Consider the following 21,756-nt stretch of genomic DNA (forward strand, 5'->3'; position numbering starts at 1 on the left):
GTGTCCATGCACGGTGGACACGTGTTTCTAAAGGGCATTTTCCAGACAAGCGTCTTCAGGGATTCTGCAAAAACACCACATACCCCCGAAACCACTCACTCCCCTTCAAATACCCCGGCGTCTCCCATTCTCCGCCCTGGATCAAGCCGATCTTGAACGGCAGCCCCAGCCGATTCATCCGTGGCAGATACGCGGCGTAATCCGGGATGCTCTGGCGCCCCTGGTACGTCTGCACCACCACTTCATCCACCACGCCGTTGAGCTGGGCGATGGCGGCCGGGTCGGCGTTGCTGCTCCAGTCCATCAGGCCGGTGATGCTCAGGCGCAGGTCGGCGGGCAGGCGTTGGCGCAGGTCGCGCAGGAAGCCGGCGTATTCGTGCAGGTACTGGGTGCGGGCGTCGAAGTCGATCTGGATGCCGATCACCGGATTGCCGGCGTCGCGCCAGCGTTGTACCTGGCCGAGCAACTGGGTGTAGACGCGGTCTGGCCAACGCAGGGTGTGGGCGCGGTAGACCAGCCAGATGTCGCCCTGGGTGATGCGCGGCACGCTCATGCCCTGGGCGATCAATTGCACGCCGCGTTGGGGGGCGCGGCGGGTGGCGTTGATCTGGCCCTGGAGGATGTACAGGGTTTTCGCTTGCTTGAGCACCGGCTGTGGTGTGACGCCGCTCCACAGCCAGAAGGCGTCATAGTCGCGGGCGTCGACGGCGCCGAAGGCCGGGCTTGCCAGCAACAGCAAGCCGAGCCACAGCGGTTTCACCAGTAGTACTGCAGCGATTTGCCCCACTGCGTGTCGGCAAAGCCCGTCTTGAGCTGGCGGAACCAGGCCTTGCGCACGGCCGGCGCAACGTCTTCGCCGCCGCAACTGTTGTAGCCAGACGGCGCGTAGCAATTAAGGGCGCGGAACAGCGCGTAGGCTTTGTCGGCCTTAGGTGCCTTGGGGTTGCCGATCACCTGTTGGTAGCCGTCGAGCCGCGAGAAGGTGGCACCCTTGAAGTCCGATGGCGTGCTGCCCAGGCTGCCGGCGGCGCGCGCCTGTTCAAGCGGCATGCTATCCAGGCTGTTGCGCAGGATGAACTCGCCGAAACAGTTCAGGCCGTGGGGGTTTTTCGCGTCGTTCTGCAAGGTTGCGGCGGTTTGCGCAATGCTCGGGCAGGCGTAGCCGGATTCGGCCTTATCGCCGTTCCACTGAAACAGTTTCAACGTCTGGCCGGCGCCGTAGACATAACCCAGGCTGGTGCCCAGCTTGTCGTCCGGGGCCGACGCCGGCAGTTGCTTGAGGTCGTCGTCGAAGGTGGCGAACTGGCCGCGCAGCAGGTCTTTATAGAGCAGCACGAATTGCGCGGTCTGGCGCTCCAGCGGGTCGTGCGCCTGGGCGATCTGCTGGCGCAGCAAGTCCGGCCCGGCGCTGTTGCGCAGCAGGATGTAGCGCACCTGTTTGGCGCTGATCGGCGAATCGGCGGCGAACACCTTGGCCAACTGGCCGCTGCGCTCGTAATTCATCGCCAGTGCCAGCTCCAACTGGTCGCGTTGCAGCGGTTGCTTGGCCAGCGGCAGCAGTTGCAGCCAGAGTTTTTCGGCGGCTTTCCAGTCTTGCTTGGCTTCCAGGGCCAGGCCGCGCAGGGTCTGTTGGCTGAAGGCGAAGTAATCCGGGTTCGACGGCACGTCCTGGGGCAGATGCTTCAACGCGCTGTCGGGTTGATGCTCGACGTACAGGGCATACGCCGCTTGCAGGTAGTCGAACAGCGCCGGTTCGTCGGCAAACACGGCTTTTTGCCCATCGAGGTCGGCGCGGGTGAGGGTCGGCGGCGTGTGTGCGCGCATCAGCATCAGGTCGCTGACGAGCAGGATCATCGGGTTCTTGACCGCCTTGCCGTTGACCATCAGCAGCTTGAGGTCGGCTTCGGCCACCAGTTCATCCACGGACACATTGCGCTGGGCGTCGGTGGCCTGGGTCAATTGCCAGGCATAGGCCTCGGCGAGCTTGGCGTGATCGTCCGCCAGCCAATACACCCGGCGCAGCAGGCCACGGGCGGAGGCGACGTAATCACCTTGTGGATAAGTCTTCAGGTAACCGAGGAAGCCCTCTTCGGCATCGCTCAGGGCGGACTTATCCACATGCTCGAGTTGCGGCATGCCGTATTCGTCGAAGGCGTCGGCCTGCGCCTGGTTCAGTGATGTCCGCGCGGTCATGTACAGCGCGGTTTCCTTCAGCCAGGGCAGATGACTGCTGCTGGCGCCGGCAAAACCGCGCTCGGCGTCACTGAAGCGGCCGCTGTAGAAGTCGGCGGCGGCTTGCAGATAGGTGCGAAGCAGTTGGCCTTCGGTGGATTGGATCTGCTGTGCGTCCACCACTTGGCCGTCCCAGGAGCACGCCGTGAGCAATTGCAAGCGCGCCTTCACCAGCAACTCGCGCTCGGCCGCCGGCATGTCGGCCTTGAGCACCTGACGGATAAACGCGGTAGCGCTGTCGTCGTCGTTGCTGCGACAGCGGCTGCCTTCGCCATTCAGGAAGTCAGCACCCGCGGATTTGTATTCGTCACGCTGGATGCCCAATGGCTGGAGCAGGGTGTCGAGTTCGGCGCTGGGTGAAGCGTGCGGCGTGCTATCCGGTTCGGCCGGCGTGGCGGCGATCGGCACCAGGCGGTACACCGGGAACGGCACCGGACCGAAGCCTTGGGACAGGTCGTCGTCGCTCAAGGCGTTTGGTGCCAGGGGCGCGGCTTTTTTGTCGGCCAGCAACAGGCGCAGGTTGGTTCGGCTGTCATTGCCGGGGCTCAGGAACGGCAGGTTGTTGCACGTGTCCAGGCTGTCCCGCGAGACCCTCCAGTCGGGGTAGCACGAGTCGTCGGAGCTGGCGCGTGCCGGCTGGGAGAGACCGGCGAGCAGTGCCAGTGCCAGGGGTGACAGAAAACCGATGCGCATGACGTGTCCTTGATCCTGAGTCCTTGGAGGGCGCCAATCATAACGTGATCCGGCGAAGGCTTCGGCAAAGGCCTACAAAAATTGCTGATTTGTCTGACTGGGGGTAGTGGCAATTTAACTCCGCTGCCCTAGACTGCGCACATCGTCAGGGAGGTCGGGTATATGAAGCAGTTATGTAGGTCGGTACTGGGTTTTTGCTGCTTGGTGAGCCTGACGCCGATGGTCATGGCGGACGATCCGCTGTTGGACCACGCGCCCGCCGCCGTCAGCGCCGATAGTGAAGCCCGTGGCGTATTGCGTGCCCGTGACCAGGCGATGCTCGCCAGTGAATTGTCGGGCCGTATTGTCGAGTTGCCGTTCAGTGAGGGCGAGTCGTTCAAGAAGGGCGACACCCTGGCGCGTTTCGATTGTTCGGCCTACCAGGCTCAACTCAATGCCGCCTCGGCTGCCAGTCGTGGCGCCGGCGAAGAGCTGGCCCACAACAAACAACTGGCCGCGTTGAATTCGGTCGGCCGGTTTGAAGTGGCCCGCGCCGAAGCCAAACTCACCGAAACCCAGGCCCAGTCCCAGGTCTATCAGGTGCAGGTCAAGCGCTGCAGCGTGCTGGCGCCGTATGACGGCCAGGTGGTGCAGCGCAAAGTCCAACGTTATGAAAGCGTCTCGGCCGGCGCGCCGCTGCTGGAAATCGTCGACAACCGCAGCCTGGAGATCCACTTGCTGGTGCCGTCGCGCTGGATGAGCAAACTCAAGCCCGGGCAGACGTTCAGCTTCACTCCCGACGAAACCGGCCAGGCATTCAGCGCCACCGTCAAACGCCTTGGCGCCCGCATTGACGAAGGCAGCCAGACCCTGCTGTTGGTCGCGACCTTGCCCAATGCCAGCGGCTTGATGGCAGGCATGAGCGGCACCGCTCACTTTGCACAACTGCAATGAACGCACCGATGACGGGCAATGCCGAGCGGGTATTCGCGCAGTTTCTCGAGTTGGAACGCCAGACCCGCGCGGCCCACAGCACTGAGCAATTGGCGTATAGCCTGGTCAACGATGGGCAACCGTTGTTCGGTTACCGCCATGCGGCGCTGTTGATCGCCGGCAAGGTGCGGGCGGTGACGGCGGTGAGCAGCGTCGACCCGAATGCGCCGTTTGTGGCCTTCGTCGAGCAGGCCGTGGCGCAATTGCACAAACACGGGCTAGGTCAGACCGCTCGGGAAGTGCCGGCTGCGCAATTGAGTGAGCAGGTCCAGGCCGACTGGCAGAGTTTGTCCGCTGGCCATGTGTTCTGGTTGCCCTTGATCGACCCGCAAGGCCGCGTATTCGGTGGTGTGTGGCTGGCGCGAGATACCCCCTGGAACCCGGCCGAGCAGGTGCTGCTGGCGCAGTTGGGCGATACGTACAGCCATGCCTGGCGCGCCCTGCAACCGCGCCAGCCGTGGCGGCTGCGCCTGACCCGCAAGCGTCAGGTGCTGGTGGTGGTCGCGTTACTGCTGATGCTGCTGATTCCGGTGCGCCAATCGGTGCTGGCGCCCGCCGAAGTGGTGCCGTTGGCCGGCCAAGTGGTGGCGGCGCCGCTGGACGGGGTGATCGCCGAGTTCCTGGTCAAACCCAACCAGACGGTGAAAACCGGTGACCTGCTGCTGCGCTTCGAAAGTACCACCCTCACGGCCCAGGCCGATGTGGCGGCGCGTGCCCTGGGTGTGGCCGAAGCGGAGCTCAAGGCCAATTCCCAACGCGCCTTTGCCGATGCCGAGTCGAGTTCGCGTATCGACTTGCTCGCCGCACGGGTCGAGCAAAAACGCGCCGAGCGTGACTACGCCCGTGAACTGCTCAAACGCAGCGAAGTGCGCGCCGAGCGTGACGGTATCGCGGTGTTTGCCGACGCCGAACGCTGGACCGGCAAACCGGTACAGACCGGCGAGCGTCTGCTGCAGATCGCCGATCCCGGCCAGGCAGAGTTGCGCATCGAACTGGCGGTGGGCGATGCCATCGCATTGGCGCCGGACGCCCAAGTGGCGTTGTTCCTCGACAGCGACCCGTTGCAGCGTCACCTCGCCACCTTGCAACGCGCCGCCTACGAGGCGCAGCCCACACCCGGCGGGCAACTCGCCTATCGCCTCGATGCGCGGTTCGATGAGGCACCGCCACGCATCGGCCTGCGCGGCACCGCCAAGCTCTTCGGTGAGCGCGCGCCCCTGGCCCTGTACCTGTTGCGTCGGCCACTGGCTGGCCTGCGCCAGAGCGTCGGCCTCTGATGAACCTGCCCCCACTGCGTGAAGACCTGCAACTGTCCAGCGCCGGCGCGGCCCTGGACGGCTCGCCGCGCTGGACCCTGGCCGACCCGGTGCGCGGGCGTTATTTCAAACTCGGCGCCACCGCCATTCGCCTGCTGCGCCATTGGTCCCTGGGCGATCCGCAACACGTCCTGCAAGCCGCCAACCGTGAGCCGGGCCTGCCCCTGAGCGACAGCGAAGTGGATGAGCTGCTGAGTTTCCTGCGCGCCCATGACCTGATCGCCGCGCTGGACCCGCAGCAACGTGCCAGTTACGCCTTGAAGGCCGCCGCCCGTAAGCAAAGCCTGTGGCAAATCCTGCTGCATCAATATTTGTTCTTCCGCATCCCGCTGTGGCGCCCGGATGCGTTTCTCAACCGCGCCTGGCCGTGGCTGGCGCGGTTCGGGCCGGGGCTGTTGCGCTACGGCTTGCCGCTGACCCTGGGCCTGGGCGTGTTTCTGGTGGCGCGCGACTGGCAGCGTTTTCTGGCGACGTTTCCGCACCTGTTCAGCCTCGGCGGTGCCCTGGCATTTGGCGCGGCGTTGTTCTTCGCCAAGCTGTGCCATGAGTTCGGCCATGCCTTTATGGCCAAGCGTGCCGGGTGCCGGGTGCAAAGCATGGGGGTGGCGTTCATGGTGTTGCTGCCGATGTTCTACACCGATGTGAGTGACGCCTGGCGCGTCAATGATCGGCGCGCGCGGTTGCTGATCGGCGCCGGTGGGGTCATGGCCGAGCTGTTGCTGGCTTGTGTGGCCTTGCTGGCCTGGTCGCTGTTGCCGGACGGCGCGACGCGCACGGCGGCGTTCATGCTGGCCAGTGCGACGTGGCTGACCACCCTGGCGATCAACCTCAACCCGTTCATGCGCTTCGATGGTTACTTTCTGATCAGCGACCTGTGGGGCGTCGACAACCTGCAAGGCCGTGCCTTTGCCCTTTGCCGCTGGCGCCTGCGCGAGTGGTTGTTCGGCTATGGCCAACCGGCGCCGGAACCCTGGGCGCCGAACATGCAACGGCGCCTGCTGTGGTGGGGTTACCTGGCGTGGTTGTGGCGGGCGGCGCTGTTCCTGGGGATTGCCCTGGCGGTGTATCACCTGTTCTTCAAGCTGCTCGGGATCTTCCTGATGCTGGTGGAACTGGTGTGGTTCATCTGCCTGCCGATCTTCAAGGAGTGGCGCGAATGGTGGAGTCGCCGCAGCCAGGCCCATGCGCCGCGAGTGCTGCTCAGCGGCCTGGGCCTGGTGTTGATCGTGCTCGCCTTAGTGGTGCCGTGGCGCAGTGCCGTGGAGCTGCCGAGCATGCTCGAGGCCGGGCGCGCCAGTGCCTTGCACGCGCCGGTGGCGGCGCGGGTAAAACAGTTGCGGGTGGTGGATGGGCAAGTCGTGACCCAGGGCCAGGTGCTGATCGAACTGGAATCGCCGGATTTGGACGCACGGCAAAGCATCGTGCGCCGCGAAGTGGAAATTTTGCAGTTGCAGATGCGTCGCCAGGCCGGACGCAGTGAAACCGCGGCCGACGCCGGGATCAACGATCAGCGTCTGTCCCAGGCCTTGGCCGAATACCGCGGGCTCGCCGCCCAGCGTGAACGCCTGCTGTTGCGCGCGCCCCATGCCGGCACCGTGCGCGACGTGCTGCCGCAATTGAGCGTGGGCCGCTGGCTGTCGCCTAAAGACCCGTTGGCGCAAGTGGTCGAAGAGGGCGCGCGCCTGCGCGGTTATCTGGAGGAGTCCGAGTTGTGGCGGGTGACACCGGGGGCGAGTGGGCGGTTTATCGCCGATGACCCGATGCGCGCCGCCATCCCGGTGGTGTTGACCGACATCGATGCCAACGGCGTGGCCTATCTGGACCAGGAAGCCCTGACCTCCGACCACCATGGGCCGATTGCTGTGCGTCGTGACGAAAACCAGCGCCCGGCGCCGGTGCAGGCGCAATACGGTGTGCGGTTGCGCAGTGCGCAACCGATCGCCACCCCCCATCAACCGCTGCGCGGCGTGGTGGTGTTGCAAGGGCGCAGCGAGTCGGTGCTGGGCGTGGCCTGGCGCCGAGCGGCGGCCTTGGGCGTGCGGGAAAGCGGGTTCTGACAGGAGTGCAAAGGCATGTTGAACAAGGACGGCGCTTTGGCGCAAGGCCTGGCGGTGCGCCCGTCACGGCCCACCGACGGGCCATTTCTGCAAAGCCTCTACCGCTCGGCGCGTGCCGATTTGCAGTGGATCGACGGTGAGCAGGGGCTGGTCGAGGCGGTGATCGCGCAACAGTTTCAGGTGCAGGAAAACGGTATGGGCGAGCATTTTCCCGGCGCCTTGCATTATGTGATCGAAAAACTCGACACGCCCATTGGCGCCCTGAGTGCCGATTTTGGCCCGAATGAAATCCGCGTGCTGTACCTGGCGTTTATCCCCGCCGCCCGAGGCCTGGGTTTTGGCCGCGCGATACTGCAAGGCGTGCAACGGGCCGCGCAGCAGGTGTGTTGCCCGGTGGCTACGGTTGTGTGGGCGAGCAACCCCCATGCGCGCCAGCATTACCTGGCGCTGGGGTTTCGGCTGGAGGAAGAGACGCCCGCCGCGCAGCGGCTGGTGTGGTACCCGTCTCAGTTGAACACGATGCAGAAATAACCGCGTGCGTTGTCGCGGCCCATGGCGGGTTCGCGGGACACAAACACCTGCTCCAGGCAGGTCTGCCCCAGCGGCAAACGGCAGAGGCCGTCGACGAAATCCGTCGGCTCCAGGCTGTCGAGCAACACGCTGAAGGCCGTGCGCGGGCTGCCCGGCAAGCTGGCTTTGGGCGCAGCGGTCACCTGTTGGATCTGGATCGGCAGCGCCGACCCATCCGGCAGGTACAACATACTCGTGCGCGCAAGCAGAGGGCGAAAGTGCTCGGGGGTGACCAGGTTCAACATACATCGGCTCCGTGTCAGAGAGGCCGAGGCCCAAGCGCCTCGGCCCAAGGGCGGGTCAGTCGCGTGACGGAAAGACCCCGTTCAGGGCAATGCTGAAGTTGATCACCAGGAACGGGTTCATCGTGTTCATGGGCAACCCCTGGCCGGCCGAGGCCAGCGTGCCGGTCAAGCTCGTGCTGACGCCGTTGAGCGGTACCGGGCTGGCGCCCTGTTGGTCGGAGAAGATTGAGGCACTGCCCGGCCCGCCGCCGGAGGCGCCGATAAACGCGTGGGTGGCGGTCGGCGCTGTGACCGGGTTGCTGGCGGTGGCGGCCAGTTGTACCGCCGCGCTGACCGCCAGCGCCGCCGTGCCATGGGTGTGCGTGGGTAGGTTGGCCTGGGTAGCCATCACGCTTTCGACGCCGTCGACGTCGCCGATGAACCGCTGCGACAGGCCCGGGCCATTGCCTTGGCCGATGGGCAGGCGACCTTGCAGGTCAGGCAGCTTGAAGGTTTGCGTGCCGTCCCCGCCATATGTCGTGCCGATCAGCGCGAACAGCGCCTGGTATTGGCTGATGGGCAGGAGCTGGCCGGCGCAGAAGGCCCAGTTTCTTGGGGCGAAATTAAAGGCGAAAGGTTGGATGGTGCCGATGAATACTTCCATGAATCGTTCATCCTTGTGTGAGCTGTTCAAGGGGATATAAAGCCAGTCGATCCGGCTTCATCGCAGAGCGTAGACGCAGGTTTTGAGCGCTGCCTGCCGGTTGCGAAACAACGAGCGAATCCGGGGCTTTTGTCCTAGAGTGGCGCCTGTTTGCGCAAGCGCAGGGTTGGCCCTGAAAACGGGCAGTGGCAGGGGAATTGGGGTGCGACGGTCTGTGGTAGAGCAAGACGACAAGGTTGGGGCAGTTTCTGCTGTCAATCGCCTCGCGGGGGGCCGGGAAGGTAAGGGTTGGTTACGCCGCCTATGGTGGGTGCCGATTCTGGCGCTGGCGCTGGCCGTGCGTTTTTATGGCCTGACGGCCGCAGCGATCTGGGGCGATGAAGGCTCGAGCCTGCTGCTCGCCCAATATGCGGCGGTCGACTTGTGGTTTCACGCCGCCCACGATGTGCATCCGCCGCTGTATTTCTTCCTGCTGCGCGGCTGGATCGCGCTGTTCGGCGATGGCATCTGGTCGATTCGCAGCATGAGTGCGATTCCCGGCGTGGTCGTGGTGGGCCTGGGCATCTGGCTTGCGCGGCAACTGTCCACCCGTCGCGCCGCCGTGCTGGCCGGTGTGCTGCTGGCGCTGTTCCCCAGCGCGGTGCGCTACAGCCAGGAAGTGCGCATGTACTCGCTGCTCGGCGTGTGGCTGCTGGGCGCGACGCTGGCGTTGGTGTATTGGGTGCGCCAACCCGAGCGCACGCGCTACCTGCTGGCGTATGGGCTGCTGATGGCTGCCGGTTTCTACACCCATTATTTCACTGCGTTGTGTGTGTTGGTGCATTGGGTCTGGCTGGGGCTGTTGAGTGCGTCCCAGCCACCCGGCCGGCGCTTGATCACGCGTCCGGCCTGGTGGGCGGTCAACGTCGCGATCGTACTGGCGTATCTGCCTTGGCTGCCGAATCTGGTGGGGCTGGTGCAGCATGTCGAGCAGCTCAAGGTCGGTGGCGACATCGGCTGGGAAGCGCCGGTCAGCCTGCTCTCCGTGCCGTCGATGATCTGGCAGTTCATGTTGCAGGACGAAGGTCTTGGCTTATGGCCGGTGCTGTTCTGGTCTTTCCCGCTGCTGCTGGTGACCGTGGTGGGCGTCAGCGCCTGGCGCGATCAGGCGCGCTACCGGCCGGCCGTGCTGCTGGCGTTGTTTTTTTTGCTGCCGCTGCTGTTGGTGTACGGGGCGTCGTTCATCTCGCCGGTGTTTATCGAACGTTACCTCACCGTCTATGCCTTGGCCTTGCCGATCCTCCTGGCGCTGGCCATCGACCGCCTGCCCAGGCGTCTTTCATGGCTGGGCGCGGCATTGTTCGTGCTGTGCGTCGGTGTGGAACTGCTGGGGGTGAAGAACAACGCCACGGTGGATGTGGATGATCAGTTCAACGTGCCGGTGGAGTTCGTCAATCGTAACTACCAGGAAGGTGACCGCATCGTCCTCAGCGACATGCTGTGGTACTTGAGCTACGTGTATTACGACCAGACCGACGCCCAATTGCAGCTTTACACCCCGCCCAAGCCTGATGGCACACCGACGCGGCCGAATGCCTATGGCTTCGGCACCCTGGTGGATCAGGACGGCGGGCGTATTTACCTCGACCGTTTGTCGGCATTGCCGGCCGATACCCAGCGTGTCTGGCTGATCAGCAGCAATGAAGCACCGGACGATTTTGCGCCGCTACCGGACGGATGGCGTCAAAAAATGCAGCAGGACGGGGGCGGAGCCAGGGCGCGATTATTCGTACTATGCCTCGGCCCAGAGCCATCGCAGCCAGAGGCTTGTCGCTAATATCCATTTAGAATGAAGGGAATATCAAAACAGTGGCATTTGACCACTAGTGGACTTTGTAATCATCAGTTACGATTCGCTTACAAATGGATTCTTGTCCTACAAAAGTGGTGAAGGGATGCAGTATCACTTTATCTCCGGCTTACCCCGTTCTGGCTCGACGCTGCTGTCTGCGATCCTTTTGCAGAACCCGCGCTTTCACGCCGGCATGAGCAGCCCTGTGGGCACCCTGTTCAACGGCGTGCTGGGGCAATGCAGTGCCGGCAGCGAGTTTGGCTCGGTCATCGATGCCAATACCCGGCGCCGCTTGCTGCGCGGCTTGTTCGACGCCTATTACGCCGACCGCGCTCCTGTCCCTGTAGTGTTCGACACCAACCGCCAATGGTGCGCCCGCATGCCGGCGCTGCACGACCTGTTCCCCCAGGCCAAGGTGATCGCCTGCGTGCGTAATGTGGCGTGGATCATGGACAGCCTCGAGCGTGTGTACCGCGCCAACCCCTTCGAAAACACCAAGCTGTTCAACGACGACGTCGAGCGCAACACCGTCTATAGCCGTGTCGAAACTCTCGGCCAGCGCAATCGCCTGGTGGGGTACGCCTGGTCGGCGCTCAAAGAGGCGTACTACGGTGAACACGCCGACTCGATGCTGGTCGTCGACTACGACTTGCTCTCCCAGGCCCCGGAACGGGTCATGCGGCTGGTCTACGAATTTATCGGCGAGCCCTGGTTCGAGCATGATTTCGAGCACCTGAGCTACGACGCGCCGGACTTCGACGACGCCCTCGGTGTGAGCGGTTTGCATCGGGTCAAACCGAAGGTGGAACTGCAGCCGCGACGGACCATCCTGCCGCCCGATCTCTTCGAGCAGTTCGCGCATATGTCTTTCTGGCGTGATGGCACCTCCAGCGCCGCCAATGTGATCCGTACCAAAGCCGATGCCGCGATCAGTTGATCGCGGTTTTTTTCATTGCGGGAATCAGCATTCGACCGACGGGTGAGCAGCATGTGGTGGAACAACCTTAAGGCACGGCCAGCAACAACCAATGCCAGCACCCTGGCGACGCCGATGATTATGTCGCTGGAACCGCGCATGCTGTTCGACGGCGCAGTGGCCACCACCGTGGCCGATGCTGCCCTGGCTGACAGCCATGCCACCGCAGAAGCGGCCAAGGCGCCGACCACCGAACACGCCGCCACCGGCAGCGAAAGCCACCCGCAGTCCGACGCGCCCGCCACCCCCGCACCGGTTGCCGTGCCGGGGCAGACCGTGGTGTTTGTCGATGCCCGCGTAAAGGACTCCGCCGATCTGCTCAAAGGCGTCGCCCCCGGCACCCAAGTGGTGCAACTGGATGCGAGCAAGGACGGCCTGCAGCAGATCGCCGATTACCTGGGCAGCCATCAGGGCGTCAGCTCGGTGCAGATCATCGCCCACGGCAATGCCGGTGATCTGTGGCTGGGCAATACCTATTTGTCCGCCGACAACGTTGCGGCCCGCAGCGAAGTGCTGGCGCAGATCGGCCAGGACATGAACGTGGGCGGCGATATCCTGATCTACGCCTGCAACACCGCTGCCGGCGACAAGGGCATTAACTTTGTCGACTCGCTGGCGCAACTGACCGGACGCGATATTGCCGCGTCCACCGACCGCACCGGCCTGGGCGGCGACTGGACCCTGGAAATCGCCACCGGCTCCATCGAAAGCCATACCGCGTTGTCGTACCAGGCGATGTCGGCGTATCAGTACGGCCTGGCGACCATTACCGTGACCAGCAACGCTGACAGTGGCGTCGGTTCACTGCGCTCGGCCCTGAGCAGCGCGGTGGCGGGTGATATCGTCACCTTCAACACCAGCATGACGGTCAACCTGAATTCACAACTGGTCATCAGCAAGAACCTGACCGTCGAAGGCGACCTGAACCTCGATGGCGTTGCTGATGTGACCCTCAGCGGGCAATACAAGACCCAGGTGCTCAAGGTTAACAGCGGTGTAACCGCGACCCTGGACGGCTTGGTCATCACCCAGGGCCTGGCGGTTGGCAACGGTGCCCAGGCGGGTACCGACGGTACCGCGGCGATGGGCGGTGGTATCGTCAACTTCGGTACCCTGACCTTGAATAACGTCACGGTGACCAGCAACGCGGCCTCGGGCGGCGGCGGTGGCGGTGGCGTCGTTGCACCTTACGTCGGCGGTTATGTCGGTGGCGGCGGCGGCGGCGGCGGTGCCCTTGGCGGGCAAAATGGCGGCCATGGTGGTATCGCCGGCACTGGTTCAGGGGCTTTTTACGCCGGTACCGCCGGTAGTGCCAACACGGGTGGTACCGGTGGTACCTATAACCTCAACTACATGGGCGGCAAGGGCGGCAGCAGCGTCGGCGGCGCGGGTGGTATCGGTAGCTTCAACTACAGTAACGGCGGCGCTGGCGGCACGGCGAACAATGGCACTATCTCCATCGGCGGCGGCGGCGGCGGCTCCGGTTGGGACCGGCCGGGTCGGGCCGGTGCATCGGCCAGTGGCGGTATCTATAACGGCAGCACTGGCACCCTGACCGTTGTCGGCACCTCAGTGATTTCCAATAACCTCGGTGCCGGCGGTGGTGGCGGTGGTGGCGGCGGCCAGGGCGGTTCCGTCGACTCCGGTGGCGCGGCCGGCAAAGGCGTCGGTGCGATCTGGAACAAAGGCACGTTGTTGATGACCGCCGCCAACTTCGCGGCGATGACCGGCAACGCCGGCGGCAGCGGCTCGGGTGGTTCGGCACTGGGTGGCGGCAGTACGGGCGCTGCTCTGGCGTCGGTAAACAATATCTTCAACGACGGCGGCACGCTCAACACCGCTTATGTACCGCCACCGACCGCGACCATCTTGGTCGGCAATGCCTCGCAGCATATTGGCAGCACGTCGCAGGTGACCATTACCTTCAACCAGGCCGTGACCGGCTTTACCAGCGCCGATCTGACGATCAGCAACGGTACCCTGGGCACCCTGACTACCAGCGACAACATCACCTACACCGCGACCTTTACGCCGAACGCGAGCGTGACCAGCGCCACCAACCAGATTGTCCTCGACAATACCGGCGTCACCGGCACATCGACGGGGACACCGGGGACCGGCACCTCCTCGTCCAACAACTTCACCATCGATACCGTGCGTCCGAGCGCGACTGTCTCGGTGGTCGCGCCGACGCTGAACACCACGGTCAACTCGACGGTGAACATTACCTTCAGCGAGGCGGTAAGCGGTTTCAGCCTTACTGACATGTCGGCGTCCAACGGCACCCTGAGCAGCCTGAGCACCAGCGACAATATCCACTGGACCGCGACCCTGACGCCGACTGCCGGCAATACCAGCAGCGGCAACGTCATCACCCTGGATAACACCCTCTATACCGATGCCGCGACCAACGCCGGTACCGGCACGACCACGTCCAACACCTATGCGGTCGACACGGTGCGGCCGACCGCGACCATCGTGGTGTCCGATACCGCACTGAACATCAGCGGTAACACGTCCCTGGTGACCATCACCTTCAGCGAGGCGGTCAGCGGGCTCACCGCCGGCGCCTTCACGGTCGCCGACGGTGCCCTGAGCGGCTTGGGCAGCAGCGACGGCGGTATCACCTGGACCGCAACCCTGACAGCGACCGCCGGGGTCACCCGTACCGGCGATGTCATCGCACTGAACAACACCCTGGTCAGTGATGGCGCGGGCAACGCCGGCAGTGGCACCACCAACTCCAACACCTATGCCGTCGATACCCAGCGGCCGAACGCGACTGTCGTGTTCGCCAACAGCAACCTGGGCATCGGCCAGACCTCGCTGGTGACCATCACCTTCAGCGAAGCCGTGACTGATTTAACCAACGCGGACCTGACGGTTAGTAGTGGCACCCTGAGCGGGGTGCAGAGCACCGACGGTGGCGTGACCTGGACCGCGACCTTCACCCCGACAGCGAGTACCGTCAGCGCGAGCAACCACATCACCCTGGACAACACCGGGGTCCAGGACATGGGGGGTAACGCCGGCAGCGGCACCACCACGTCGAACAACGTCGTCATCGACGGCGTGCGCCCGACCGCCACGGTGGTGGTCGCCAACAGCACATTGGCGATAGGCCAGACCTCGCAGGTCACGGTGACCTTCAGTGAAGCTGTCGTCGGTTTCACCAACGCCGACCTGACCATCGCCAACGGTACGCTGAGTGCGGTGAGCAGCAGTGACGGCGGTATCACCTGGCACGCGACCTTCACCCCAACGGCTAACATCACCAATACGTCCAACCTGATTACCCTGGACAACACCGCCTACAGCGACACCAGCGGCAACATCGGCACCGGCACCACCGACTCCAATAACTACGTCATCGACACCGTGCGCCCCACCGCGACCATCGTGGTCGCCGACCCGGCGCTGACCGCGGGCGAAACGTCGCTGGTGACGATCACCTTCACCGAAGCGGTGACCGGTTTCACCCTGGCCGACCTGAGCGCGAGCCACGGTACCCTGAGCGGGCTGAGCACCAGTGACGGCGGCATCACCTGGACCGCGACCTTCACCCCTGGGACGAACACCAACAGCGCAAGCAACATCATCACCCTGGCCAACACCGGCATCGCCGACCTGTCCGGCAACGCGGGCACGGGCACCACCAACTCGGCGAATTTCACCATCGATACGGTGTTGCCCTCGGCGACCATCGTGGTGGCCAACCCGTCGCTGAGAATCGGCGGTTCCTCCCTGGTGACGATTACGTTCAACGAGGCCGTGACCGGCTTCAGCAATGCCGACCTGACGATTACCAACGGCACCTTGGACGCGGTCACGAGCAGCGACGGCGGCATTACCTGGACCGCGACGTTCACCCCGAGCAGCGCGCTCAGCGACGCCACCAACCAGATCACCCTGGACAACAGCGGCGTCCAGGCGGCGGTGTCGGGTAATGTCGGCGTCGGCACCAGCAATTCCAATAACTACGCCATCGACACCCAACGTCCGACCGCGACGGTGGTGGTGAACAACGACCACCTGGGGATCGGCGGCTCGTCGCTGGTGACCATCACTTTCAGCGAAGCAGTGACCGGGTTCAGCCTGGCCGATCTGACCACTGACAACGGCACCCTGAGCAGCCTGAGCACCAGCGACAACATCACCTATACCGCGACGTTGACGCCTGTGGCAGGCATCTCTCAGAACAACAATCACATTGTCCTGGACAACACCGGCGTGGTCGACGGCGTCGGTAATGTCGGGTCCGGCACCACGTTGTCCAACGCCTATGCGATCGACAGCGTGCGGCCAACGGCGACCATCGTGATGGCCGACCCTGTATTGAGTGCTGGCGAGACCACGTTGGTCACGGTCACGTTCTCGGAAGCCGTCAGCGGTTTTGACAACAGCGACCTGAGCGTGCTCAACGGCACCTTCTCGGCAGTCAGCAGCGCGGATGGCGGCATCACCTGGACGGCGACTTTCACACCGACCGGCAACGTCCGCGACACCACCAACCTGATCAGCCTGAACAACGCCGGCTACACCGACCTGGCCGGCAACGCCGGCAGCGGTGTCACTAACTCAGGCAACTTCACCATCGACACGGTGCGGCCAACCGCAACTATCGTCGTCGCGGACAATGCCCTGAAAATCGGCGACACCTCGCCGGTCACCATTACCTTCTCCGAAGCGGTCAGCGGTTTTACCAACGCCGACCTGACGATCACCAACGGCACGCTGACCTCCGTCAGCAGCAACGACGGCGGCATCACCTGGACGGCGACTTTCACGCCGAGCAGCGCGATCAGCGACACCAGCAACCTGATCACCCTGGACAACAGCGGCGTACAAAACGGCTCTGGCAACAGCGGCAGCGGCACCACCGCTTCCAACAACTACGCCGTCGACACCGTGCGCCCTACGGCCACCGTCGTGGTCGCGAATCCGGCCCTCGGCGTGGGTGGCAGCTCAGCGGTGGTCATCACCTTCTCGGAGGCGGTGAACGGGTTCAGCAACGCTGATTTGACGGTCAACAACGGCACCTTGAGCGCCGTAAGCAGCGCAGACGGCGGCGTGACCTGGACCGCGACGTTCACCCCGACGTCCGGCATTACCGACGCGAGCAACGTGATCACCCTGGACAACACCGGCGTCGCCGACCTGGCGGGCAACGGCGGCAGCGGCACCACCGATTCCAACAACTACGCCATCGACAACCAGCGGCCGACGGCGACCATCGTGATGGCCGACCCTGTATTGAGTGCCGGCGAAACCTCCTTGGTCACGGTCACGTTCTCGGAAGCCGTCAGCGGTTTTGACAACAGCGACCTGAACGTCGCCCATGGCACCCTGAGCGCGGTCAGCAGCAACGACGGCGGCGTCACCTGGACGGCCTTCTTCACGCCTGCGGCGGGCATCCGCGCCGCCAGCAACGTGATCACCCTGGCCAATACCGGCATTGCCGACCTGGCGGGCAACGCCGGGGCGGGAACGACCGACTCGGCCAACTACAGCATCGACACCGTGCTGCCGACGGCGTCCATCGTGGTCGGCGACACCGCCCTCAAGGCCGGCGAGACCTCCGCGGTGACCATCACCTTCTCCGAGGCCGTCAGCGGTTTCACCCTGGCCGACCTGAGCGTGGCCAACGGCGTGCTGAGCAACCTGGGCTCCAGCGACGGCGGCGTGACCTGGACCGCGACCCTGACCCCAACGGCCGACGTGACCGACACCAGCAACCTGATCAGCCTGGACAACAGTGGCGTACAAACCGCCGCCGGCAACGCGGGCAGCGGCAGCACCGACTCCAACAACTATGCGATCGACACCCAGCGCCCGACCGCGACCATTTCGGTGGCCAACGGCAGCCTGGGCATCGGCCAGACCACCACCGTCACCATCGGCTTCAGCGAGGCCGTCACGGGCTTCACGCTCTCAGACCTGAGCGTGGCCAACGGCGTACTGTCCAACCTGGCCAGCAACGATGGCGGCAAAACCTGGACCGCCACCCTGACCCCGACGGCGGCGATTACCGACGCGACCAACCTGATCGTGCTGGATGCCAGCCAGGTCAGCGATGCCGCCGGTAACGCCGGCAGCGGCATTGCGATCTCGAACAACTTCGTGATCGATGGCGAACGCCCGACGGCGACCATCAGCATTGGCAACCCGAACCTGACCGTCGGCCAGACCACCACCGTCACGTTTACCTTCAGTGAGAAAGTCAGCGGCTTCACGCTGGATGACCTCAGCGTGGCCAACGGCACCTTGTCCAACCTGGCCAGCAACGACGGCGGCCAGACCTGGACCGCGACCCTCACGCCGACGGCCAACCTTAACGCCCCGAACAACTTCATCACCCTCGATAACGGCCTGGTGAGTGACCTGGCGGGCAACGCTGGCAGCGGTCATGCCAATTCCAACAACTATGGGATCAACACCATTGCCCTGACCGGCGACCCGCTGTTCCGCGTCACCGACCCGGCACCGCCAGCCGGCGCGCCGGATGTGCCGCTGCAACCGATCGTGTTTGGCCGGCCCGTGGGCGACCTTGGCTCGCCCATCGGCTTCCCGGCGTTGTTCGAACAACGTGAAATGGGCGCGGGCTTGCCGCCTATCGGCAGTATCTTCATTCGTAACGGCGCCTTGGCGCCCAGCTTCATTGCCCAGGTGTTCAACAGCGACAGCGGCGGGGATGGCAGCGCACAGGGCTTCCTCGGCTTTGGTGGCGGCGATGGCGGGGTGTTTGGTTCAAGCACCTTGTCGGGGTTGTTCAACCGTGAGAGCAGCGGCGGGGACAGTGGCCTCAAGGCGTTCGACAGCCGAGCGATCCAGGGCGGCGGTGACGCGGCCCAAGGCCTGCGGGGCGTGTTCGGCGCCCCGACCCTGGGCCAGCAATTGCAGCAGATCAAAGACGTGGAACAGCGCCAGGTGATGGACCTGGCGCAGGCATTGCAACAGGTCGGCATCAGCGAAATGCAGGCCTGACACACTTAAATCAAGGCGCAGTAACAGGGGCAGTCCACGGATGAAAACAGTTCATAAGTTGTTCGGCGCCAGCCTGCTGGCGTTGGCGATCAGCGGTTGTGCGGTCACCAGCGAGCCGATTGAGCGCAGTGTCAGCGAGCAGCGCGCCCGCAGCGACCTGCACGGTATGTACAAGGATCAGGAGCCATTGAGCGGCCCGTTGACACTGCACGAGGCCATGGCCCGGGCGGTGAAATACAACCTCGAAGGGCGTTTGAAGATCATGGAGGAGGCCCTGGCCAAGCGCCAACTCGACCTCGCCAGTTTCGACATGCTGCCGCGCATGGCGTTGTCCGCCGGTTACGCCGGGCGTAACAACACCAACGCCTCCAGCAGCCAGAGCGTGCGCACCGGCACCCAGTCCCTGGAACCGTCGACGTCCCAGGACCGCGACCGTCGCGTGGCCGACCTGACTATGGTGTGGAACGTGCTCGACTTTGGCGTCAGCTACATCAGCGCCAAACAGCAAGGCGACCAGCGCCTGATCGTCCAGGAGCGGCGCCGCAAGGTGATCAACACCATCGTTCAGGACGTGCGCTCGGCCTATTGGCGGGCGGTCGCGGCCGAACGCCTGCTGACCCAGATCGACAGCCTGATGGCGCGGGTCGACCAGGCCCAGACCAACAGCCAAAGCATGAGCGAGCAACGCATCGGCGACCCGATCCAGGCCCTGGGCTACCAGCGCTCGCTGATCGAAGCCACGCGCCAATTGCAGGAACAGCGCCGCGCGCTCTCCCTGGCCAAGACCGAACTGTCGACCCTGATCAACCTGCCCATGGGCACCGACCTCAAACTGGCCACGCCGGACGACTACACCGTGCCGCAGCTCAAGGTCAACTTCGCCAGCCTGGAACAGGAAGCCCTGGCCAACCGGCCTGAACTGCGCGAGCAGGACTACCAGACCCGCATCAGCGCCGCCGAAACCCGCAAGGCCATGCTGCGTCTGCTGCCGGGCCTGGAATTCTCGGCCGGCGGGCATTACGACAGCAACTCGTTCCTGGTGGACAACCGCTGGGCCGACTACGGCGCCAAGGTCACCTGGAACCTGTTCAACGTGCTCTCCGCGCCGGCGGCCATCGACGTCGCCAAGGCTGGCGAAGAAGTTGCCACCGCACGGCGTCAGGCCATGTCCATCGCGGTGCTGGCGCAACTCTACGTCGCCAACGCGAACTTCCAGGACGCCGTGCGCCAGTTCAAGACCAACGAACAACTGGCCGACATCGACGGGCAGATCCTCACCCAACTGCGCAACCGTCACCAAGCTGCGGGCCTGGGCGAACTGGACCTGATCCAGGGCGAACTCAATACCCTGCAAGCCGACCTGCGCCGCGACCTGGCCTACGCCGACCTGCGCAACGCCTACGGCCAGATCTTCGCCAGCGCCGGGCTCGACCCGCTGCCGGAGCAGGTCGATTCCGACCGCGTGCAGTCCATCGCTACCGCGCTGGCTGGCCGCGAATCGGCGTGGGCCGCCGGCAACATCGCCGCCCCGGTGCCCCGTGCCGTCGCCAAGTAACCTGGTGGCACCGACCGCGAGCATCACGCGTGATCAGCGTGAGGCTCGCAACGGTCATCGCGGCGTGGCGATCCTGCTGACCGGCTTGCCCGCGTCGGGTAAATCGACCCTGGCCCAGGGGCTGCAGGCTGCGTTGTTCGAACAAGGCCGACACAGCATCGTGCTCGACGGCGATGCCTTGCGCGGCGGCTTGAACAAAGACCTGGGGTTTGCCGACAGCGACCGCCTGGAAAACATCCGCCGCGCCGCCGAACTGGCGGCGTTGCTGGTGGACAACGGGCAAATCGTGATCCTGGCGCTGATCGCGCCGTTGGTCGAACTACGCACGGTGCTCGCCGACCGCCTGGGCGCGGACTACCGGGAAGTGTGGTGCAACGCCAGCCTGGACATCTGCGAACGCCGCGACCCCAAAGGCCATTACGCCCGCGCCCGACGCGGCGAACTGCCGGGGTTCACTGGCATCGGCTCACCCTACGAACCGCCGCCGCAAGCCGCCCTGGTCCTGGAGACCGGCCAGCTCTGCGCGCAGCAATGCGTCGCACAACTGCAGGCCTGGCTGCAAACCCTCTAGCGCAAGCTCGCGCCTGCCGTGGGTGAGGGCTAGACTCGGATAAACCCACCTATCCGGAGCTCATCATGCAATCGCCTGAACACAGCTTGCCCTCCCTGTTCAAACAACTCGGCCTGGCCGACGACCCGGCCGGCATCGAGCAGTTCATCACCACGCATTCACCGCTCAAGCCGGAGCTGCAACTGGCCGACGCGTTTTTCTGGACCGATAGCCAGAAGGCGTTTTTGCGTGAGGAAATTCTGGAGGATGCGGATTGGGCTGAAGTGGTGGATGAGTTGAACCTGATGTTGCGGCGAGGTCGAGAGGTGTAAAAAAATCTTTGCTGAAGCGCGGCAATGTAAAAAAAATGGTGTGCGGTAAAAAAACTGGGCTGTAAGCGGCCCAGTTAATTTTTTCTGGAAAGCTTCGCACCATGGCAATCGACCTGCGTGCTGGGACGGGTGATACACGAGATTGGGAAATTTCCTATCGACTAAAAGGAAGTGGATGATAGCGGGCAGAGTGAGGAACCCATATTTACAGGCGTTGACCACTTCTTAGTGAATACAAGGATGTTAAAAAATGACGCGCAAGCAGATCTTCTGGTTTTGGGGGACCATGGATGCCCTTTATCTGATTCGCTATGCAGTGGCCAGCGCAATAGAGGGAAGGACTCCTTATTTAAGCGATCTTGAAAATGCTTTGTGGATACTGCGTGAGCATAGCGTTGTGCAGTTATACATGTTCGGCTTTGCCATGCTGCTGCAAGTTTCCATCGTGATCTCGTGCCTGCTGTTCTTTCTTGGACGTGAACAGGTGAGGTGGATTACTTACCTTCAAACACCCTTGCGATTGGCTTTTATTGTGCCTTCTGTTTCGCTGTTGCTAGTGGGTGCTCAGCTTGTTCCTAACTACAACGTGGTGTTAATGGCTGCGTTAGTTGTTGTATCCGAGGCAGTGAAAGTCTGGAGCGTCTGGCGGTGGAGCAAAAGGTGCTGATATTTTCCGGCAGAGCCACTTAGGAGACTGAGCGGTCAATAAGCCGGTTGCACAGCAATCCTGAAGCCGACACCGATCCAAATGTGGGAGGGGGCTTGCCCCCGATAGCGGCAGATGAGTCAACCATGTGTTG

At 63.8% G+C, this 21,756-nt stretch carries 15 protein-coding genes; 11 read left to right on the plus strand and 4 right to left on the minus strand.

Annotated elements, in window-relative coordinates; genetic code table 11:
• Nucleotides 1-55: 55 nt before the first annotated feature.
• A complete protein-coding gene (locus J2Y83_RS00095; protein ID WP_253392425.1) occupies nt 56-760 on the minus strand; it encodes a DUF3142 domain-containing protein in 705 nt (234 codons plus the stop codon).
• Complete coding sequence (locus J2Y83_RS00100; protein ID WP_253392426.1) at nt 757-2,925, minus strand: outer membrane assembly lipoprotein YfiO; 2,169 nt, start codon at nt 2,923-2,925, stop codon at nt 757-759. The genes J2Y83_RS00095 and J2Y83_RS00100 overlap by 4 nt, the downstream gene beginning before the upstream one ends.
• 219 nt (nt 2,926-3,144) lie before the next feature.
• Here J2Y83_RS00100 and J2Y83_RS00105 point away from each other — a divergent pair, with 219 nt between their 5' ends.
• From J2Y83_RS00105 to J2Y83_RS00120, 4 genes are read left to right on the plus strand one after another with little or no spacing between them, the layout of a single operon-like run.
• The gene (locus J2Y83_RS00105; RefSeq protein ID WP_253400320.1) at nt 3,145-3,858 is read left to right on the plus strand and encodes an efflux RND transporter periplasmic adaptor subunit; all 714 of its coding nucleotides are present in this window, start codon (nt 3,145-3,147) and stop codon (nt 3,856-3,858) included.
• Nucleotides 3,855-5,174, plus strand: coding sequence for an efflux RND transporter periplasmic adaptor subunit (locus J2Y83_RS00110; protein WP_253392428.1), 1,320 nt, complete (start codon nt 3,855-3,857; stop codon nt 5,172-5,174). The genes J2Y83_RS00105 and J2Y83_RS00110 overlap by 4 nt, the downstream gene beginning before the upstream one ends.
• Nucleotides 5,174-7,270 carry a biotin/lipoyl-binding protein gene (locus J2Y83_RS00115; RefSeq protein ID WP_253392430.1) on the plus strand — a complete coding sequence of 699 codons (2,097 nt, stop codon included), beginning with the start codon at nt 5,174-5,176 and terminating at the stop codon, nt 7,268-7,270. The genes J2Y83_RS00110 and J2Y83_RS00115 overlap by 1 nt, the downstream gene beginning before the upstream one ends.
• Nucleotides 7,271-7,285: 15 nt before the next feature.
• On the plus strand, nt 7,286-7,801 hold the full coding sequence (locus tag J2Y83_RS00120) for a GNAT family N-acetyltransferase (protein WP_253392432.1): 516 nt from the start codon (nt 7,286-7,288) through the stop codon (nt 7,799-7,801).
• On the opposite strand, the gene J2Y83_RS00125 is transcribed toward J2Y83_RS00120, so the two are convergent.
• Nucleotides 7,777-8,085, minus strand: a complete 309-nt coding sequence (locus J2Y83_RS00125; protein ID WP_253392434.1) for a hypothetical protein — start codon at nt 8,083-8,085, stop codon at nt 7,777-7,779. The genes J2Y83_RS00120 and J2Y83_RS00125 overlap by 25 nt on opposite strands.
• A gap of 55 nt (nt 8,086-8,140) precedes the next feature.
• Nucleotides 8,141-8,728, minus strand: a complete 588-nt coding sequence (locus J2Y83_RS00130) for a phage tail protein (protein WP_253392436.1) — start codon at nt 8,726-8,728, stop codon at nt 8,141-8,143.
• A gap of 202 nt (nt 8,729-8,930) precedes the next feature.
• Between J2Y83_RS00130 and J2Y83_RS00135 the strand changes: the two genes are divergently transcribed.
• The 7 genes from J2Y83_RS00135 (at nt 8,931) to J2Y83_RS00165 (ending at nt 21,623) form a co-directional block, all read left to right on the plus strand.
• On the plus strand, nt 8,931-10,544 hold the full coding sequence (locus J2Y83_RS00135) for a glycosyltransferase family 39 protein (RefSeq protein ID WP_253392438.1): 1,614 nt from the start codon (nt 8,931-8,933) through the stop codon (nt 10,542-10,544).
• 118 nt (nt 10,545-10,662) lie between these two features.
• A complete protein-coding gene (locus J2Y83_RS00140) occupies nt 10,663-11,496 on the plus strand; it encodes a sulfotransferase family protein (RefSeq protein WP_017845533.1) in 834 nt (277 codons plus the stop codon).
• Between the two features lie 51 nt (nt 11,497-11,547).
• Nucleotides 11,548-18,519: an Ig-like domain-containing protein gene (locus tag J2Y83_RS00145; RefSeq protein WP_253392442.1), complete on the plus strand. Its 6,972-nt coding sequence runs from the start codon at nt 11,548-11,550 to the stop codon at nt 18,517-18,519.
• A 40-nt stretch (nt 18,520-18,559) separates the two neighbouring features.
• Nucleotides 18,560-20,074, plus strand: a complete 1,515-nt coding sequence (locus J2Y83_RS00150; RefSeq protein WP_253392443.1) for a TolC family protein — start codon at nt 18,560-18,562, stop codon at nt 20,072-20,074.
• On the plus strand, nt 20,058-20,645 hold the full coding sequence (cysC, locus tag J2Y83_RS00155; protein WP_253392444.1) for an adenylyl-sulfate kinase: 588 nt from the start codon (nt 20,058-20,060) through the stop codon (nt 20,643-20,645). Before J2Y83_RS00150 ends, cysC begins: the two co-directional genes overlap by 17 nt.
• 65 nt (nt 20,646-20,710) lie before the next feature.
• Nucleotides 20,711-20,956 carry a DUF2789 domain-containing protein gene (locus J2Y83_RS00160; protein WP_253392445.1) on the plus strand — a complete coding sequence of 82 codons (246 nt, stop codon included), beginning with the start codon at nt 20,711-20,713 and terminating at the stop codon, nt 20,954-20,956.
• A gap of 250 nt (nt 20,957-21,206) precedes the next feature.
• Complete coding sequence (locus J2Y83_RS00165) at nt 21,207-21,623, plus strand: hypothetical protein (RefSeq protein WP_253392446.1); 417 nt, start codon at nt 21,207-21,209, stop codon at nt 21,621-21,623.
• The last annotated feature ends 133 nt before the right edge of the window (nt 21,624-21,756 follow it).

The sequence above is a fragment of the Pseudomonas marginalis genome (assembly GCF_024169655.1).
Lineage (GTDB): Bacteria > Pseudomonadota > Gammaproteobacteria > Pseudomonadales > Pseudomonadaceae > Aquipseudomonas > Aquipseudomonas paraveronii.

Excerpts from the sequence above, each read along its gene's own strand:
- J2Y83_RS00100 (WP_253392426.1), bottom strand. The coding sequence starts at position 2,925 with ATGCGCATCGGTTTTCTGTCACCCCTGGCACTGGCACTGCTCGCCGGT.
- J2Y83_RS00105 (WP_253400320.1), top strand. The coding sequence starts at position 3,145 with ATGGTCATGGCGGACGATCCGCTGTTGGACCACGCGCCCGCCGCCGTC.
- J2Y83_RS00110 (WP_253392428.1), top strand. The coding sequence starts at position 3,855 with ATGAACGCACCGATGACGGGCAATGCCGAGCGGGTATTCGCGCAGTTT.
- J2Y83_RS00115 (WP_253392430.1), top strand. The coding sequence starts at position 5,174 with ATGAACCTGCCCCCACTGCGTGAAGACCTGCAACTGTCCAGCGCCGGC.
- J2Y83_RS00120 (WP_253392432.1), top strand. The coding sequence starts at position 7,286 with ATGTTGAACAAGGACGGCGCTTTGGCGCAAGGCCTGGCGGTGCGCCCG.
- J2Y83_RS00125 (WP_253392434.1), bottom strand. The coding sequence starts at position 8,085 with ATGTTGAACCTGGTCACCCCCGAGCACTTTCGCCCTCTGCTTGCGCGC.
- J2Y83_RS00130 (WP_253392436.1), bottom strand. The coding sequence starts at position 8,728 with ATGGAAGTATTCATCGGCACCATCCAACCTTTCGCCTTTAATTTCGCC.
- J2Y83_RS00140 (WP_017845533.1), top strand. The coding sequence starts at position 10,663 with ATGCAGTATCACTTTATCTCCGGCTTACCCCGTTCTGGCTCGACGCTG.
- J2Y83_RS00145 (WP_253392442.1), top strand. The coding sequence starts at position 11,548 with ATGTGGTGGAACAACCTTAAGGCACGGCCAGCAACAACCAATGCCAGC.
- J2Y83_RS00150 (WP_253392443.1), top strand. The coding sequence starts at position 18,560 with ATGAAAACAGTTCATAAGTTGTTCGGCGCCAGCCTGCTGGCGTTGGCG.
- J2Y83_RS00160 (WP_253392445.1), top strand. The coding sequence starts at position 20,711 with ATGCAATCGCCTGAACACAGCTTGCCCTCCCTGTTCAAACAACTCGGC.
- J2Y83_RS00165 (WP_253392446.1), top strand. The coding sequence starts at position 21,207 with ATGACGCGCAAGCAGATCTTCTGGTTTTGGGGGACCATGGATGCCCTT.